Below are 17,760 nucleotides of genomic sequence, written 5' to 3' on the forward strand. Positions count from 1 at the left end.
TCGTGTAACAATTTAAATCATGTTGCGATCCCCTCCAAAGGTGTAATCTGCGACCATGGTCTTGGGTTGGTAGTCGCTATGTAGAGATATTTTTACCTAGATACCCATAGGTGTCTAATAATTAAAACACATCTATACTTAATATGTCGTATGAAATGTCGTTAAATTGAATAGTTTCATTAAAACTTTTTTAATATTTTACGTATTTATGGACATATGAAGTAATACATAGGTATTTAGAACTGTTTATTTAGAATAATTCCCATTTTTTAGTTTCATTCTGTATTCTATATCATGGTGGGTTAAATTTCATCCTTAAACATTAAAAAAGAACGTAATTAACATGGGGCTTAGGGGATGTGGTTTAATTTGGAATTTAATCTAACCAAGATCATACATAAACAAAATCTTTGAGCGATGGAAAGCAGAGAACTCGGCCAAGTTTTCCAAGGGGCTAAGGGAGGCATGGATATACATCGGAAGCGGTTTTATCTATAATAATTACAGTATGCATTTCCTAAATCATGAGCAGGCGGGGGTTTATAGATGAATCTTAAACAGATAGCAGCTGAGCGCGCGGCAGAATACGTTGAAGATGGAATGAAGGTTGGATTGGGAACAGGGTCAACGGCGTATTATGCCATATGCCGAATCGGCGAGCGGGTACGCGAAGGGTTGAGCATTCAGGCTGTAGCCACTTCGGAAGCATCGGACAAGCTCGCTAGAGAGTGGGGGATTCCTATTGTTCCATTCGACCAGATCGGGCGTCTGGATCTGACCATTGACGGTGCAGATGAAGTTGACCCCGAGTTCAACCTGATTAAAGGTGGCGGCGGGGCCCTTTTGCGGGAGAAAATTGTGGCAGCAAACAGCGACAAACTGATTATTGTGGCTGACGGCAGCAAGGCGGTACAAAAACTGGGCCAATTCCCGCTTCCGGTTGAAGTAGTTCCATTTGCATCAGAGTGGACTTTCCAGGCGCTTGAGAATCTCGGATGCCGCCCGGAATGGCGTATGAACGGGGATCGACGTTATCTTACGGATAACGGCAACCTCATTGCGGATTGCCGCATGGAAGTCATAGATCATCCTGCGGAACTTAATGTTCAATTAAATATGCTTCCGGGTGTTGTCGATAATGGACTGTTTATTCACATGGCGGACATTGTCATTCTTGCGAAAGAAGATGGCAGCATCGATGAGCGTCATCATTCCTGAACGGAAAAGGAGGTCGTTGCATAGATGAGTGAAAACCCGTTAATTGACGGCGAACTTGTCCTCCGGAGTGTAGAGAAAGAGGATTTGTCTGAACTCTATGAATTGATCTACAGTGAAGTTGAACCGGAATGGAAGCAATGGGATGCGCCTTATTACGCCCTTGAGCACGAGAGCTACGAAGATTTTAAACACGGCATGCTTAACCGACTGGAAGCGACTCAGGGCCCTTCCGAGCCGTCTTCTATTCGAATTATTGAGCTGAATGGTCAAATGGTTGGCACAATCAGCTATTATTGGGAACATCGCCCATCCATGTGGCTGGAAATGGGGATTGTGCTATATCGTTCAGCCCAATGGGGACACGGGATCGGCACACGAGTTCTTCAAATGTGGTCCAGTCACTTATTTGAGCAACTGCCACTGGCCCGGGTTGGTTTGACGACATGGTCAGGTAATGAACGAATGATGCGTTCAGCTTCGAAGGCTGGATTACAGGTAGAAGGGCGCATGCGCAGATGCCGCATCGTGAACGGCAAGCATTATGATTCGATTCGTATGGGAATGCTGCGCGAAGAGTGGGAGCAGATGCGATCTTCAGACGCAGATCGAAATGTAAACAACTGATGGAGGATTATCGAAATGCCGAACAAGGAGGACAATCGGGAACTGTCTTTACAATTATTTGTGGTTCTCGCCCGCGCTTACAATTCCGTAACATCCAGGTCCAACCGGGATATCCAGAGTCATGGTCTAAATACGACTGAATTTGGCGTACTTGATTTGTTATATCATAAAGGACCGCAGGCCTTGCAAAAGATCGGTGAAAAAGTGTTAATGTCCAGCGGGAATATCACGTATGTCGTGGACAAGTTGCAGAATAAAAACTTGCTCTTTCGCCGGGCATCCAAGGAAGACCGGCGTGTTATATACGCTGAATTGACGGAGGAAGGAAGACATTTATTTACACAAATCTTTCCTCAGCACCATCAGGTGATTATTGATGCAGTGGATGGGCTGGAACCATCCGAAAAAGCAGATGCGATTCGCTTATTAAAGAAGCTTGGACTCGCTGCTGAGGGGAAAACTGACTTGCGCAAATAGTGCGGGTCAGTTTTTTATTTGTCGAAAAAACGAGCGAAGACCTTGCTAAATCACTTGCAGGACCATTCAAATTATAGGAGAATGTTGTAAATCATCACTGGACTGATTTTAGGCTCATTCATAGTTTCATGTATAATTAACATATAAGTTGTATCCGAATGATATCCCGAACAGCAGCTGGCCGACCTCAATCATGGTTATGACAGTACAAGGGATGTACAGATTGAGAGAGACGGTGGCAGGAGGAGGGATGATAGATGACTCATCAAGAAGCCGGAGAATACTTATTGAAGCAGGCAGAGGTCTTGGCTGACAAAATAACTGAGAAGCAGTATGCTTTGCAGCCGGATCTCATGAAACGCTTTGGCGAATATGGACGAATGCGTACCAAGCAGGATTCTTTATATAGTTTGAATTATCTGGCGGAGAGTGTGCTTGTAAAGAGTCCGAATCTGTTTACCCACTATATTTCCTGGCTAAAAGTCCTTTTGGCGGGTTATAACGTGTCAACCGAGGATCTGGCAATTAATCTTAAACTGATCAAACAGACCGTGGAAGAAGAAATCGACAATCCATCTAAAGGGCTTGTGCTTGATTATTTGGACACGGGCATCTTCAGAATGGAACAAACCGAGACATTACCCAGCTATATTAACGACGCTATGCCCTATGGTGTGGCAGCGAAATCGTATCTTCGAGCATTGCTGGACAGCGACCGGAAAGAGGCAGCACGTATTATTGAAGCACAATTGGAAGACGGGGCCGCCATTCGTGATATGTATCGATACATTTTTCAGCCTGTTCAGTATGAAATTGGCCGATTGTGGCAGCACAACCGCATCAGTGTGGGACAGGAGCATTTTTGTACTGCTGCGACCCAGGCGATTATGTCGCGCTTATATCCTCGTTGGTTGACGGATGCCGGTCAGGAGAAAAAGATGGTGGCAGCGTGTGTAGGCAGCGAGCAACATGAGATTGGACTACGCATGCTCACAGATGTGTTCGAGATGGAAGGGTGGGACACCTACTATCTGGGGGCTAATGTTCCCAATGGGAGCATAGTTGAAGCGATTGAGCGCCATCGAGGTGATGTGGTTGCGATTTCAGTTACCATGACGTATCACCTTCATCTTGCAAAAGAACTTATCCAATTCATTCGTAATCATCCTGCAACGGTACATGTGAAAATTATGGTAGGGGGTTACCCCTTTAATATTGATCAGGTGTTATGGAGAACGATTGGGGCAGACGGGTATGCTCCAGGAGCGGATGAAGCTGTTGAAGTAGCAGAGCATCTGTTGACACAGCCATCAACCGTACACGCTATGGGCATGATTCGCGATTAGGAGAGATGATGTGATGTCTAATGAACACGGCGAGCACGGCGAGATAGAATCATTGCGTAGAACGATTGAACAGTTATCCGATCAGATCATCCGCAGCAAGGAGCAGGAAGAGCGAATTCTGGGCCAGTTCTCAGAGATGAATAATGAATTGGTTACTCTGCAGCGCTTGCTTTCCAAAAATAATGCCAGTCTTGAAGCGGCAAGAAGTGAAGCGGTGGCAGCAGGTGAGTCCAAAAGTTCGTTCATTGCAGTCATCAGTCACGATTTTCGGACTCCGCTGAACGGTATTCTGGGCATGGCGGAGTTGCTGCAGATGTCTCCTCTGACGGATGAACAGCAAAAATCGGTTTCTGTTATTCAGGAGGCCGCCAGAATGCTTCTTAAACTGATTCAAGACCTTCTGGACCTCTCCAAACTGGAGGCGGGACAGATGCGACTTGAGATAGCTGAAGTGAACCTGGAATCCATATTCAACACTATTCTTCGTATGCTAGAACCGAAAGTGAGAAAGAACGGAAATCAATTGTCGCTCGATTATGATTCCCGCATCTGTACTGTACTTGAAGGTGATTCTACCCGCATTACTCAGGTTTTGATGAATCTGATTCAGAATGCAAACAAGTTTACGACTGAAGGAGCTGTACGGATCCGGGTAGCCCTCGTCAAAGAGTGTGAGGCCTCCCAGCATATAAGATTTGAGATTGAAGACACAGGCATTGGTATTGCTGAAGAGGATCAGAAAACGTTATTCCAACCCTACACGCAGACGGAGCGAGGGCGCTCCAAGGAGTATGAGGGAACTGGCCTTGGATTGTCGATTTGCCGTTCGCTGGTTACCTTAATGAATGGGCAAATCGGTGTGCTAAGTCAGGAAGGGCAGGGTTCTACGTTCTGGTTCGAGATTCCGCTTGGCAAGACGGAGCATAGTAAAGCAAGTTCAGGAGATGACGAGAACCACTCTCAGAAGAGTCAGGATCAGACTGAAAACCCTATTCCTGTGTCCATCCTGCTTGCAGACGATAACGTCATTAATAGGCAAGTGGTGCTGATGCAACTCAAAAAGCTCGGCATTACCCAAGTGGATTCTGTTTCAAACGGGGAAGAAGCTGTCGCTGCTTTCCTCAGCAAAAAGTATAGCCTGATTCTGATGGATAATATGATGCCGATGATGGATGGGCTGGAGGCGACACGCAAAATCAGGGCGATGGAACAGGATGAAATGCGTCATCCCATTCCGGTAATCGCCATGACAGGAAATGTGATGGATGGAGAGAAGGACAAATGTCTTGCAGCTGGAATGAATGATTTTATTGGCAAACCCTTTACGCTGGAAACGCTGAACAACATGATTCAGAAGTGGATACATTCGTCCGAGTCCGAAGAGGTACTGAATATGACTATCGTGAGAGAGATTGCGGAGTTAAGCAGTGAGGGTGATCCAACCCTGCTTGGCATGTTGCTGAATATGTACCGCGACGAAACACCGGGCAAAATCGAAGTACTGCGGCGACATATCGTGTCTGGCAATCACGTAGCTGCAGCGAAGTCTGCTCATGATCTGAAATCTGGGAGCCTAAGCCTTGGCATTGAATATCTATCCACGTTGTTTGCCAAAATCGAGCAATTCGCCAAGGAGGGACAGTCCATGAAGGCAGAGCCATTACTGGATGCGTTGTTACCTGCATATAAGGAAGCCTGTTCTGCATTGGAGGATGTGAATAACAACAGATAAAATGATAGGTTCCATTTAGGAGAATAGGCGAGGATCGGAATTATTTTATATATAGTAGTCAGGCATATATGGGTGTGCAGTCTTACGTAGCATTAGGATTGCAGCCCTTTTGCGCTTTATGGGATATATACATATATGTTTCACGTGGAAGCTTGACTGAAAGAGAGGGAATATTCATGTTCGTATATGGTTTTGCGATTCTAGTGCTAATTGTTCTTGCTATACTAGGGTTAGGTGGGCTTTACTTCTTCAAAACAGCCATTCGGCGTGCTCCAAAATCATTTCTCGTTGATAATCCTAATCTTATGCCCGAACCAGATAACGAGATCATTAGTAGTGCTTCTGATCTGGCGTGGCTTGACGAGCAGCAAACAGAAGCGGTTCGCATTGAATCGCATGATGGCTTAAAGTTACACGGAACTTGGCTTTCGGTAAAAGGCGGATCACAACGTCGCACGGTTATTCTGGCGCATGGTTATTCCGGAAAAGGTCGGGAAATGGCGGGCTTTGCTCGCTTTTATGCGGAAAAACAGGGCTTTAACGTGCTGATGCCGGATGATCGCGGTCATGGACAAAGCGAAGGCGACATCATCGGATTTGGCTGGCTGGACCGTAAAGATTATGTTCAATGGATTCAATGGGTTCTCGGCAAGGTCGGGCTCGAGACGCAGATCATTCTGCACGGAATTTCAATGGGAGGAGCAACCGTACTGATGACAGGAGGCGAAGCTCTGCCGCATCAGGTGAGGGCCATCGTGTCTGATTGTGCTTATACCTCAGTGAAGGAGGAGCTGACTTTCCAGCTCAAACAGTTATACAAACTGCCCGCATTTCCGTTTATTCCTGTTACCAGCCTCATCTCCAGATGGAAGGCGGGCTATTTCTTCGGAGAGGCTTCAGCGCTAAATCAGCTTGCCAACGTTCATGTTCCGGTTCTATTCATTCATGGTGAGGCGGATACGTTTGTACCGACTGAAATGGTGTACAGGCTATATGAGGCTTGTCCAACGGAAAAGGAACTGCTGACCATTCCCCGTGCAGGGCATGGAACTGCGTTTCAAGTGGATCGTACCCGATACGAGGAGGTACTTGAATCCTTTTTGAAAAAGAACCTGTCGTATTCTGATTCTGTAATGACCTGATTCCAGTGGTGCATTGTGGGTATTAAATAGAAGGTGTGATTGGAAAGAGAATGGAGGTGCCTTTATGGGAAATGAACAATTTGAGGCTGCAAGGAAAGCAGAGGCGGGTTACCATTCCAACTTCTATCAGAATAATGAATTATTCGCGTCCGGTACCTGGATGTCGAGGCCCATGCCTATGGTTATGGACATGCTGGAGCGTCTGCTTGCCCACAAGACGGAGCTGCGTGTTCTGGATTTGGGATGCGGTGTAGGCAGACATACGATTCCGATTGCACAGTGTCTCGGGCAAACGAACAGTGAAGTCATCGGCGTGGATTTGCTGGACGAAGCTGTAGATGGACTTCGCAAATATGCGAAAGAATATCAGGTTGATCATATTGTGCAAGTAGAGAAAGCGGATGTTGAGCATTACGCTGTCAAGCCGGATCATTTTGATTATATTGCTGCTTGCTCTTGCCTGGAACATGTTTCAAATAAACAAGCCTTGGTAGAAGCTATTGAACGATTACAAGTGGGAACCCGTACAGGCGGCATTCATTGTATCACGATGAGTACGAGTGTAGAGGAGAAGGAAATCAACACAGGCCGGGAGATTGAACCATTGATTGAATTGAATCTGCCCACTGCTGAGGCTATCGCATTGCTGGAGAATGCTTATAGGGATTGGAATATTCTGCTTCAGGAACATGTGACACAGACGATTGAAGAGGAAAAATATGATGAACCGACCCAGTTCCGTTGTGAACTGCTTCGTTTCGCTGCACAGAAGCAATAGCAGCTCTGCCGGGATCAAGTAGCGAGGTCCCGGCAGATGTATTACTCGGTAGCTCAATAGGAACATCATGAGAAGCACATGGGACACGGGAAATCACCACACCAGAACATGGGGGAAAAGAATGAGTACATATGTGATTGGGATGGATGGCGGGGGAAGCCATACACGTGTGGCTTTGGCCGACGAGAACGGTAAGATTTTATCGTACGTGCAAAAGGGTGGTTGCAACCGCTATCATGATGCCAATGCAGAACGGCATGTGTTGGACGGTATTACTGAAGCCATTCGCGGAGCGGGGCTAGAAGTGGAACAGATTGCCTCCATTCAGGCGGGGATGGCAGGTCTGGATCGGCCTGAAGATACGCTCTGGGCCGAAGCATTGCTGGCCCAAACAGGGATCTCTGGCCGGATCAGCGCGGTAAATGATACCCATATCGCACATACGGCGGCTTTTGGTGGTGAGCCGGGCATTGTAGCCATTGGAGGCACAGGTTCTCTGATTCTGGGTAAAACGGGACAGGGAACGTGGCTTCGAAATGATCAGTTCGGGCACTATGCACCGACAGCAGCACGATTTTTGGCATATGACACGGTGCATTCCATCCTTGCAGGACGTTATGAGCTACAGGATCAACTCTTAATCGAGCGTGTATTAATGTATTGGAATGTAACTTCCATTCCAGAGCTTGCTGCGCTCGGCGTAGCGGGTTTTGCTGAAAATAGACAAGCCATCAATCGGAAATTTGGTCAAATGGCTCCCTTGGTGACCGAAGCAGCCGCGCTGAATATTCCTCTTGCGGTCAGAGTATGTGAATCGGCAGCGGATACGGCTGTTGTGGGTATTCTTATGATTGCGTCCTGTTTTGATGATCAACAGGTGTCCATGACACTCACTGGAAGTTGTTTAAGTACACCTTATATGGTGGAGGCTGTTCGAAAGGGGCTGGATGCAGCCTATACACAAGGAGGGCAAAAAATTCATTACATAACCAGCAATCTGCCGGCAGTCGGCGGTGCACTGCTGGACGCATATCATTTGGCAGAAATCCAGGTGCCTGAAGGTATCACGTCTGAACTCCAATCGGAGCTGAAACTGCATACGACTTGAACTTTTAAAGTCTAACGACTACAATACGATAACGGCATCAAGCAAGTTAATAGGAGGAATCAGGGTGTTAATTGATTTAAAATCACGCATACAGGAGCCGGAAGTGCAGGAGTTGTTGTCCTACTCGGTCTTTCCGGACCCGGATCAGTTGAATCGTGCGTTACAACAGTATGTTGATAAGGACGAGCTGCATTTGGAAGGTTATGAAGACGAAGGCCAGCTGATCGGTCTGATTGGATATGAGCGTACAGGAACCAGTGAGATTACCATTCATCACATCGCAGTCCTGCCGGAGAACCGGTTCAAAAATTATGGTCGGGGCATGATTTCACAGCTGCTGGCAAACTATAATCCCGACAGACTGATCGCAGAAACCGATGTGGAAGCGGTGGAGTTTTATCGTAATACGGGATTCGTGGTCTATAGTTTGGGCGAGTTGTATCCGGGTGTGGAACGATTCCGCTGTGTGTTGGAAAAAGACGAGCAGCAAGACGAAGAATAGTTTTGATGCTGTCTACTACTGTGCAACGCAAATAGAGCATAACTATAACAGGATGTGGGATTTGGCGAAACAGCTGAGTCGGACGTCCTGTTTTTTTGTCATTTACTTAAAATAATTAGGAAAAACGTATTGCTTTGCAATATAGTTTCATTATAGAATAGTTTCATTGAAGAATAGTTCGATGAGTGAACTATATATCGGGGAAGGAGAATGAAAGATGAACACACCGGATGCCAAAAGCTTGGTTAATCGCTATTTGGATGCCTCTTTTCTCGTAACCAAACGGTTTGATACCCAGATACGTGAACGCATGGGGCAAACCATTACCACCGATCAGTTCTGTGCACTTCGTATGATCGAAGAGAAACCGTCCTGTACGCCCTCTGATCTGGCAGAGCTTCTGTGTGTAGGCAAGAGCAGCATTACTGCGTTGGTCAACAAGCTGGTGGATCGGGATCTGGTCCATCGGGCCGGGGATGAGCGCGACCGCAGAGTTGTGTATTTAACCCTGACGGATAACGGACGGAAAGTATACAGGGAAACGGAACAGGAAATACAGCAGCTTCTGGAGCCGTATCTGGTTCATTTCAAACCGGAAGAGGTTCACAATTTCATTGAATCCTTTGAGAAGCTTGCAGCTTTGCTAACGCAAGAAGGAGGACAGGAGAACGAATGAGAACGATTTTGAAAGCGCGATGGTGGTTGATGGGGCTATGGGTCGTTGTGGCTGCCGTATTGATGTTCACTGCTCCTAACATGAGTGAACTGATTCGTGAAAAGGGACAGTTTTCAGTTCCTGACGGGTACTCATCCACACAGGCAGCGGCCATTCTGGACGAAGCTGCAGCACAAAAGGGAGAGCAGCAGGGCAGCCAGCTGGCTCTTGTATTTTATAATCCGGATGGTTTGGGTACCGATGGAAAAGAAGAGGCAGAGAAGGCGGTTAAGAAGCTGGAGACCGAAAAAGAGAAACTGGGCATTCTGTCCATACTGGAACCATTCTCTCAGCCTGAATTGTCAGATAAAATGATTTCTGCCGATGGCAAGACGATCTTAACGTCGCTTTCCATCGATCAGGGAGACCGAACAGTCAAGGAAATGCGAGAAGACCTTAATGAAGCATTAAAATCGGTCAATGTGGAGCATTACATAACCGGTAAAGGCTTGATTGATGAGGATACGGTGGAAAGCTCCCAAGAAGGACTCAAAAAATCGGAGTACATTACCGTTGTATTTATTTTACTCATCCTGTTCCTTGTATTCCGCTCATTCGTAGCTCCATTTGTTCCGCTGCTTACGGTGGGGATCAGCTACATTGTTTCACAGCAGATTGTCGCGTTCCTTGTGGACGGACTAGACTTCCCTATATCGACGTTTACGCAGATCTTTATGGTGGCCGTCATGTTCGGGATTGGTACGGACTACTGCATCCTGTTGATTAGCAGGTTCAAGGAAGAATTGGCTCATCATGAAAATACGTGGGATGCCATCATTGCTACGTACCGCACAGCAGGCAAAACGGTATTCTTCTCCGCACTCGCCGTGCTGGTTGGATTCATTGCCATTGGTTTTGCACAGTTTATGCTTTATCGTTCCGCGGTAGCGGTTGCTGTCGGTATTGCCGTGATGATGCTGGCATTAGTCACGATTGTTCCATTTTTTATGGCCGTGCTGGGCAAAAGGCTGTTCTGGCCATCCAAAGGATCGTTGGAGCATGCCGAGAGCAAGATTTATGGTGCAGCCGGCCGTTTCTCTCTAAAACGTCCATGGGCAGCTCTGCTCATCGTTGCAGCGGTATGTGTGCCATTGCTGGCGACTTACGATGGCAAACTGTCGTTTAACAGTCTCGATGAAATTGGTGATAAATATGATTCGGTCAAAGCATTCAATATCATTTCGGACAGCTTCGGTCCGGGTGAATCCTTGCCGGGTCAGGTCGTAATCCAGAATGATGAAGCAATGGACAACGCCAAGTATATGGCGCTCGCCGAGAAGATCAGCCGGGAAGTGGAGAAGGTGCCAGGCATCTCTGGTGTCCGCAGCATGACACGTCCAACCGGTGATGAGATCAAAGATTTTGAAGTGACACAGCAAGTGGGGACATTGTCTGATGGATTGGGCGAGGGTAAAACGGGTCTGGATAAAATCCGTGATGGTCTGAGCGAGGCCAGCAGTCAGTTAAGCAAAAATGAACCACAGCTTAAAGAAGCAGCTGATGGGGCAGGAGAACTGTCGAAGGGTACGTCCCAGTTGCAGTCGGGTATTACACAGTTGTCTGAAGGACTTCAGCAGATTGAAAAAGGAATTCGTGACGGCTCCTCGGGTGCTGGTGATCTGAAAGCAGGTCTTCAAAAAGCTAAAACGAGTGCAGATCAACTTGCGCAGGCGAACAATCAGTTGCTTCAAGCTTACCGTCAAGCAGGAGCAGGTGTAGCTGCGCTCGGTGATGGTGTCGGTGAACTGCAACAACAGCTTACAGGTGTATCTACAGCGTTGAAAAGCCTGAACGAATCGTTTAAAGCGCTTGAGGAGCGTTATCCTGAGTTGCTGCAAGACGCTGATTATCAGCGGGTTAAAGGTACACTTGGTGAGACGGGTACTGGCACGGCACAGCTTGCTCAAGGTTTGGGGCAAATTCAGACCAAGCTCAGTGAAGCCGCAGCTGGAATTAATCAGGCTAATGAAGGCTTTGCCTCTGCAGCATCCGGACAGAAGGCACTTGCCGATGGTCTGGGCCAGATTGTAACAGGAATCGGTCAGCTGCAATCCGGTCTCAAACAGGCCGCTGACGGTCAGGGTAAAGTGATTAGCGAAATCCCTTCAATCCAGAACGGACTTGGCCAGCTCCAGGGTGGTCAGGAGAAAATTCAGCAAGGCTTCTCGGATCTGAGTGGTCAATTGACTCAATTGACGGATGGTCTTAATCAGAGTGTTGATGGAATTGAGCAGGTTTCCGGTGGTCTCGATTCAGCGCAGGATTACCTGACACAATTGCAAAACTCTCCTGATTCCGATCTGGCTGGCTGGTATGTTCCAGCAGAAGCTCTGAACAATAAGGACTTCAAGCAGGTATTCGATACGTATCTGTCCAAAGATCGGAAAACGATGACGATTGACGTTATTTTTGCCGAGAATCCATATGGGACCGAAGCGATTGATCGTGTCCCGGATATCGAAGCTGCTGTACATCGTGCGGTACAGGGAAGTGCACTTGAAAAAGCGGACATTGCGATTGGCGGAGTGACCAGTACGTTTGCAGATTTGCAGGAAATCTCAAACAATGACTATACACGGACAGTCATGCTGATGCTTGCAGGTACGTTTATTATTCTGGTCCTGCTGCTGCGTTCAGTGATTATGCCGCTGTATCTGATCATCTCATTGTTGCTGGCTTATTTCACATCCATGGCTCTGACTGAAGCCATCTTTGTGAATATACTTGGGTTCTCGGGCATCAGCTGGGTAACACCGTTCTTCGGTTTTGTCATGCTGATTGCACTTGGCGTGGATTACAGCATCTTCCTGATGGACCGTTTCAATGAGAACAAAGGCATGAGAGTACAGGATGCCATGCTATATGCCATGAAAAACATGGGTACGGTAATCCTGTCCGCTGCCGTGATTCTAAGCGGTACATTTGCCGCGATGTATCCATCGGGAGTTCTTTCGATGATGCAAATTGCAACGGTTGTACTTAGTGGACTGATCTTGTATTCTCTGTTGTTCCTGCCATTCTTCGTTCCTGTAATGGTGAAAATGTTCGGCCGTGCCAACTGGTGGCCATTCCCAAACAAAGAACAGACGGATTCTGTTGAATCGGATCGCCATTTAGGCATGTAATGATATGAACTATGAACAGCCCCGCTGGTATTTCGGCGGGGTTTTCTATATGGTTTGGTGCAAGTGAATGTTGATCAGACAAATAAATGTGTATGCCTACGGACACCATCCCGCGCCTTGTCTCCGTTCCTCTCATACGATATATAGGAATTGTATATGTGTAATTTACAACACACAGCAGAGAGGGGCGGCGGGATGGTATATCGATACGTGGCTATAGGAGATTCATTAACGGTAGGTACAGGAGCGCTGCTGGGCACCGGCTTTGTTCCTTTATATCGGAGAATGGCTGAAATGAATGTGCGTTCGTTTGTATCCATGGACAATCTGGGAGTGAATGGACTGACCTCAGGGGAAATGCTGCACATGATATCCGGCAATCCAAGAGTACGGCAATCGCTGCGTGAAGCGGATATTGTTACGTTGTCGATCGGCGGGAATGATCTGATTCGTACATTCAAAGCCAGTGGAGGGATTCCGAATGCGAGCAAAATGACACAGGTGCTGGGCGATACCCGCAGTAATGTATCCCAGATCATGAAGCATATCCGGCAGTTGAAAGGAAGCCATGTATATATGATTCGTACGATTGGGTTGTACAACCCGTACCCGCAAGCGGCGGAAGCGGCTTATTGGGTGAGGCAGTATAATTCTTTTCTGAATGCTGCGGGATCGGGGAATTATGCCTGTGCCCAGGTGTACGACCGATTTGAGGGACGTGAACGGGAACTGTTATTCTGGGACAGGGTTCATCCCAATGCAAGAGGATATCGAGTGATTGCCGAGCAGCTGAATCGTACAGGATACCATCCATTTGCCTGATCCGTGCGGAGTTGGGGGGTAAAGCGTAGAGTAAATCAACTTGGATACCGTACTGGACCGAAAGAGACACTTCCGTTAAGATGGGGACATACAGAGGTTGCATTTCGTGAGATAAAGGAGTTATTTTTGGTGCCCAACATTGATTCAGGTTCCTTAAATGAGATAGAACAACAGCTAATAGCCAATGTTTTATCCATGTATGGCTTCACGTCCAGCTGGAATGCTCAGCGCGGAAAGGGAGGCATGAATAATTCTACCTTTATGGTAGAGATTGACCAAGAATGTTATGTGCTTAGGCAGTATGAAACGCATAATGATCGATTGAAAATTGCTTTTGAACATGGGGTGCTGTCAGCGTTGTCGTGTTCAGGCTTTGAGCTTGAGGTGCCGACACCCGTTAACCTTCCTGACCCAAAGGATCAAACGTTTCTGGCAGTGCAGGATTGCCTCACGAACCGTACCAAAATAGTGGCGTTATTCCGTTATCGTGAGGGACATAACCCGGTCTGGAATACACCGGATCAGCTGAATGGGTTGGGCAAGGCGGCGGGCACGCTGTCCTCCGCTATGAAACACCTCCCCTTATCGCTTGAACCCGTCTATCCGCCGTACTATCGGATTCAGGAGGCCTACCCACTTTGTTCACCAGAGAAACTGTTACAAATATGTACATCACCCCCGGGTACGCTGTCGGCATGTGCGGAAGACTTGCAGCAGTTGAAGGATGTGCTGCCGGACTTGTTTGATGCGCTCCGAGGGATGGAAACTCTGCCGCATCAACTGGTGCATGGGGATCTGAATGCATCGAATGTGTTAGCAGATTCGCAGGGACACATATGTGCTATTTTGGATTTTGAATTTGCTACATGGGATCTGCGGGTGATGGAGCTGGCGGTTCCCATGTCCGACCTTCTGACGATGGACAAGGAGCAGGCATGGATGTGGGCAGCTCTGGAGGGCCTGATTCAAGGGTTCAGACTACGGGTTAGCTTGGAACCAGAAGAGCTGAGCGTGATTCCGGAGCTGATTCTGCTTCGAAGTCTGGATGTGGTGATGCATTTTATCAGCCGAATGTTTGAAGGTACAGATGAGCCAGAAGTGGCTGTACAGCAGATCAGGAAGTTGAGAGAACGGGTAGACTGGATGAAGAGCAATGAGGAACGGCTGCGTGGGCTGCTGATCTGATCGGGCCTGTGAAGTGAAATTGATAAGTATTGAATGGATTTTCAATGTGCAAAAAAGTGCACTGGTTTTTGCCCTAAGGCAAAGTCAGTGCACTTTTATTTTAATGAGATCGTTTTTCATGAATGGTTGTTGATATTTACTTTACATCATATGTAACTGTTAAATCACGAGAATACAGTCGCTTTAGAGTCCACGTTTGCGGAACCAGCTGCGTACAGCCCAGCGACGTTCCTGGCGCTTCTTATATTTTGGCAAGGAGCGATATACGTTCAATGATTGTTCATAGGCTTGTTTTGCATCAGCAGTACGTCCTAGGGAACGGTACACCGAACCTAGCAGATAGTACGCTTCACTGGATGAGGAATGAATCTCCTGAAATTGCTGAACGTAAGCCAGAGATTTGTCCCGGTCAGTTTCCTTGAATGCACCTGCAAGTGTCAGATAAGGCCGTCCATATTTCACCCTTGGATTAATATCCAGTGCCTGCAAAATATGACGCTCACCTTCTTCCGTATGACCCAGATGAAGTTCAGTTGTGCCCAGCGCCTCCCAGTATTCGGCTGATTGCTCGTAAGGACGCTCCAGTTCAATCAGCAGTGCATGAGCTTCGCTATAACGTTTGCGTTCAATCAACAGGCGTGCCAGATCCAGCTTGGAAGAGACTTCATTCGGACTCATGGCAAGCTGTTGCCGGAGCCGTGAGATGTTACGCATACGCTTAAGGGGCTTCATGAAGCTTGGCATCACCCCAACATAGCGACGATCCAGGAAATATAGAATAATGAGGAAAATAAGGACAGCCACGATTGGATTGCCTACAATCCGCCACAGCAGGCCAAAGATTAGAAATTTAATCAGCACGACAGAGTCAACTCCATTTATGATGTAATCGCATTTCGAACGCTTAAAATATATTTGGATTGGTCCAGCGGGTTAACTCCTATGCGTTTCCGCGTACGGGTCACATCCGAAGGACAATCCTGGTACCCTGCAAAAGAAGTGGTCAGCACCCCGCGTCCGCTTGTCTCTGAACGCAGTTTCACCGGATAATCCATGGAGGTTGCCAGAGGCATGCGTCCTTCAACGATGCATCGTCCCCCTCCGATGATCGGCGCTTCAAAGGTTGCCCGCATATGTACCAGATCACTGAGTGCTTTCCCACCATAATCTTCGGGGACCGTTAAACGGAAATTCAGAATGGGTTCCAGCAGGGTTGTGCCTGTGCTTGCCAACCCTTCCATGATCCCCATCGGCGTGGCCACAACGAAATCCAGGGGGTGGGTGTGCCAGACATGATGCTCCCCTTCGATTAACGTGATGCGCAGGTCAGTCACTTCCCATCCCAACAGACCCTGAGACAGCGCTTCGGGAATGCGGCGCTCCACTTCATTCTGATAACGAAGCAGGAGGTGATCCGTTCGAACCGTGGATGAGTAGATCAGGCCACTCCCACGTGGCAAAGGCTCAATACTGAATCGAAGAATGGCCCAGCAGGGCTTGGGCATCGTATACGCGATGAATCCTTCCCCCGAAGAACGAGGCGTTTCCTTATAGATGACGGATGGCGGGTCGAATTCGACATCCAGTCCGAAACGGCTCATCAGCAGGCTGGACAGAATCTCAAGCTGAATGGTTCCCATCACTTTGAGATGCAGTTCTCTTTCTTCAGGCAACCATTGCAGGTCGAGCAGAGGATCTTCATCCGTCAACTCCTGCAATGCCGCTACAAGGTCAGGGTAACGGGTTGTGTCTTTACCATGGACCTGAACAGTCAATAAGGGAACAGCCATCTGTGGTATAGGAGGCACACCCTCGGGGCTGCCAATAATGTCACCAACATGTGTGTCACTTAGTCCATACAGGGCAGCGATTTGTCCGGCATATACGGCACCCGTATCGGCCCATTTCCGGCCATCCATTCGACGGATCTGTGTTACCTTCTCTTCCAGCTTCCGAGTGGAGTTATAGATCGTATCCCGATTATGCACGCTTCCACCATACATGCGTACATAGGCGGTACGGCCCATCGTTTTATCCCGTTCAATTTTGAATACAACCCCGGATACTGAAGCATCTTGAGGCTGCGCAGGTGCAGGAAGAAATTCAATGATGGCATCCAGTAGTTCAGTTACGCCAATTCCTCTGCCAGAAGCACCATAACAAATGGGGAACATTTCACCAAGATGCACATGTTTGCGAAACGTTTCTCCCAGCAGATGAGCAGGAGGCAATTCACCATTAATGTAGGATTCCATTAGATCTTCGTTGAGCTCGGCAAGTAATTCAAAAAGGCCAGGTACAGATGAAGGAGAGTCGGTTGGCAGCTTTTGGCGCTCGTTCCATAGAGAGTCAATACCCGTGAATACATCTTCGTTCATACGGCATGTTTGGACTTCACATACAAGGGGAGAGAGGCTGGAGCGGATCTGTTCAATAACCGTTTCAGCAGAAGCACCAACCCGATCCATTTTGTTAATATAGATTAGGGTAGGAATTCCAAGGGAACGGAGAGCATGCCAGATGGTCTCGCTCTGGGATTGCACGCCTTCCACGGCGGACACAATTAGGATGGCTCCGTCCATTACACGCAGGGATCGCTCGACTTCCGAGATGAAATCGATATGACCCGGGGTGTCAATGAGATCAATAATCGTATCTTTCCAGATCAAAGAGGTCATAGCGGCTTGTACGGAAATGCCTCGTTCCTTTTCAATATCCAGAGAGTCCGTTGCTGTTGTTCCGTCATCTACTCGACCTGGACTGCGGACGACACCGCTATGAAATAACATATGCTCCGTCGTGGTTGTTTTTCCTGCATCGACGTGAGCGAAGATGCCGATATTTCTTCGATTCATTTCGTTTAACATGGGATGTAAGGCTCCTCTGGCAGCAGAAACGCATCGTTTCCGACATTGTAGTTCAGTATTATATCATACCACACGAAGTGTATGGAAGAATATGTTACACTTAGACGAATATCTACATT

15 protein-coding genes are annotated in these 17,760 nt (G+C 47.6%); 13 read left to right on the forward strand and 2 right to left on the reverse strand.

Annotated features, from left to right (window positions below):
- Window positions 1–546: 546 nt before the first annotated feature.
- From rpiA to ACFTRD_RS07075, 13 genes are all read left to right on the forward strand, one after another.
- On the forward strand, window positions 547–1,218 hold the full coding sequence (gene rpiA / locus ACFTRD_RS07015; protein ID WP_379378342.1) for a ribose-5-phosphate isomerase RpiA: 672 nt from the start codon (window positions 547–549) through the stop codon (window positions 1,216–1,218).
- A 24-nt stretch (window positions 1,219–1,242) separates the two neighbouring features.
- Complete coding sequence (locus ACFTRD_RS07020) at window positions 1,243–1,842, forward strand: GNAT family N-acetyltransferase (RefSeq protein WP_379378344.1); 600 nt, start codon at window positions 1,243–1,245, stop codon at window positions 1,840–1,842.
- 15 nt (window positions 1,843–1,857) lie between these two features.
- Window positions 1,858–2,319 (forward strand): MarR family winged helix-turn-helix transcriptional regulator, encoded by a 462-nt coding sequence (locus tag ACFTRD_RS07025; protein WP_062321916.1) that lies wholly within the window; start codon window positions 1,858–1,860, stop codon window positions 2,317–2,319.
- 257 nt (window positions 2,320–2,576) lie between these two features.
- The gene (locus ACFTRD_RS07030; RefSeq protein WP_379378347.1) at window positions 2,577–3,665 is read left to right on the forward strand and encodes a cobalamin B12-binding domain-containing protein; all 1,089 of its coding nucleotides are present in this window, start codon (window positions 2,577–2,579) and stop codon (window positions 3,663–3,665) included.
- Window positions 3,666–3,678: 13 nt separating this feature from the next.
- Window positions 3,679–5,397, forward strand: a complete 1,719-nt coding sequence (locus ACFTRD_RS07035) for an ATP-binding protein (RefSeq protein WP_379378349.1) — start codon at window positions 3,679–3,681, stop codon at window positions 5,395–5,397.
- Between the two features lie 176 nt (window positions 5,398–5,573).
- Complete coding sequence (locus tag ACFTRD_RS07040; RefSeq protein ID WP_379378351.1) at window positions 5,574–6,539, forward strand: alpha/beta hydrolase; 966 nt, start codon at window positions 5,574–5,576, stop codon at window positions 6,537–6,539.
- A 64-nt stretch (window positions 6,540–6,603) separates the two neighbouring features.
- On the forward strand, window positions 6,604–7,317 hold the full coding sequence (locus tag ACFTRD_RS07045) for a class I SAM-dependent methyltransferase (RefSeq protein WP_379378353.1): 714 nt from the start codon (window positions 6,604–6,606) through the stop codon (window positions 7,315–7,317).
- Window positions 7,318–7,438: 121 nt separating this feature from the next.
- Entirely contained in the window at window positions 7,439–8,425 is a 987-nt protein-coding gene (locus ACFTRD_RS07050; protein WP_379378355.1) for an N-acetylglucosamine kinase, read from the forward strand.
- Between the two features lie 64 nt (window positions 8,426–8,489).
- Window positions 8,490–8,927, forward strand: coding sequence for a GNAT family N-acetyltransferase (locus tag ACFTRD_RS07055; RefSeq protein WP_379378357.1), 438 nt, complete (start codon window positions 8,490–8,492; stop codon window positions 8,925–8,927).
- A gap of 217 nt (window positions 8,928–9,144) precedes the next feature.
- Window positions 9,145–9,603, forward strand: coding sequence for a MarR family winged helix-turn-helix transcriptional regulator (locus ACFTRD_RS07060; protein ID WP_192266194.1), 459 nt, complete (start codon window positions 9,145–9,147; stop codon window positions 9,601–9,603).
- The gene (locus ACFTRD_RS07065) at window positions 9,600–12,767 is read left to right on the forward strand and encodes an MMPL family transporter (protein ID WP_379378360.1); all 3,168 of its coding nucleotides are present in this window, start codon (window positions 9,600–9,602) and stop codon (window positions 12,765–12,767) included. The genes ACFTRD_RS07060 and ACFTRD_RS07065 overlap by 4 nt, the downstream gene beginning before the upstream one ends.
- Before the next feature lie 195 nt (window positions 12,768–12,962).
- The gene (locus ACFTRD_RS07070) at window positions 12,963–13,589 is read left to right on the forward strand and encodes an SGNH/GDSL hydrolase family protein (RefSeq protein WP_379378361.1); all 627 of its coding nucleotides are present in this window, start codon (window positions 12,963–12,965) and stop codon (window positions 13,587–13,589) included.
- Window positions 13,590–13,718: 129 nt separating this feature from the next.
- On the forward strand, window positions 13,719–14,774 hold the full coding sequence (locus ACFTRD_RS07075; RefSeq protein ID WP_379378363.1) for a phosphotransferase: 1,056 nt from the start codon (window positions 13,719–13,721) through the stop codon (window positions 14,772–14,774).
- Between the two features lie 183 nt (window positions 14,775–14,957).
- On the opposite strand, the gene ACFTRD_RS07080 is transcribed toward ACFTRD_RS07075, so the two are convergent.
- On the reverse strand, window positions 14,958–15,635 hold the full coding sequence (locus ACFTRD_RS07080; RefSeq protein ID WP_379378365.1) for a tetratricopeptide repeat protein: 678 nt from the start codon (window positions 15,633–15,635) through the stop codon (window positions 14,958–14,960).
- 17 nt (window positions 15,636–15,652) lie between these two features.
- Window positions 15,653–17,641 carry a GTP-binding protein gene (locus ACFTRD_RS07085; RefSeq protein ID WP_379378367.1) on the reverse strand — a complete coding sequence of 663 codons (1,989 nt, stop codon included), beginning with the start codon at window positions 17,639–17,641 and terminating at the stop codon, window positions 15,653–15,655.
- Window positions 17,642–17,760 lie beyond the last annotated feature (119 nt).

This window comes from Paenibacillus sp. NPDC056933, assembly GCF_042674385.1.
Taxonomy (GTDB): Bacteria; Bacillota; Bacilli; order Paenibacillales; family Paenibacillaceae; genus Paenibacillus.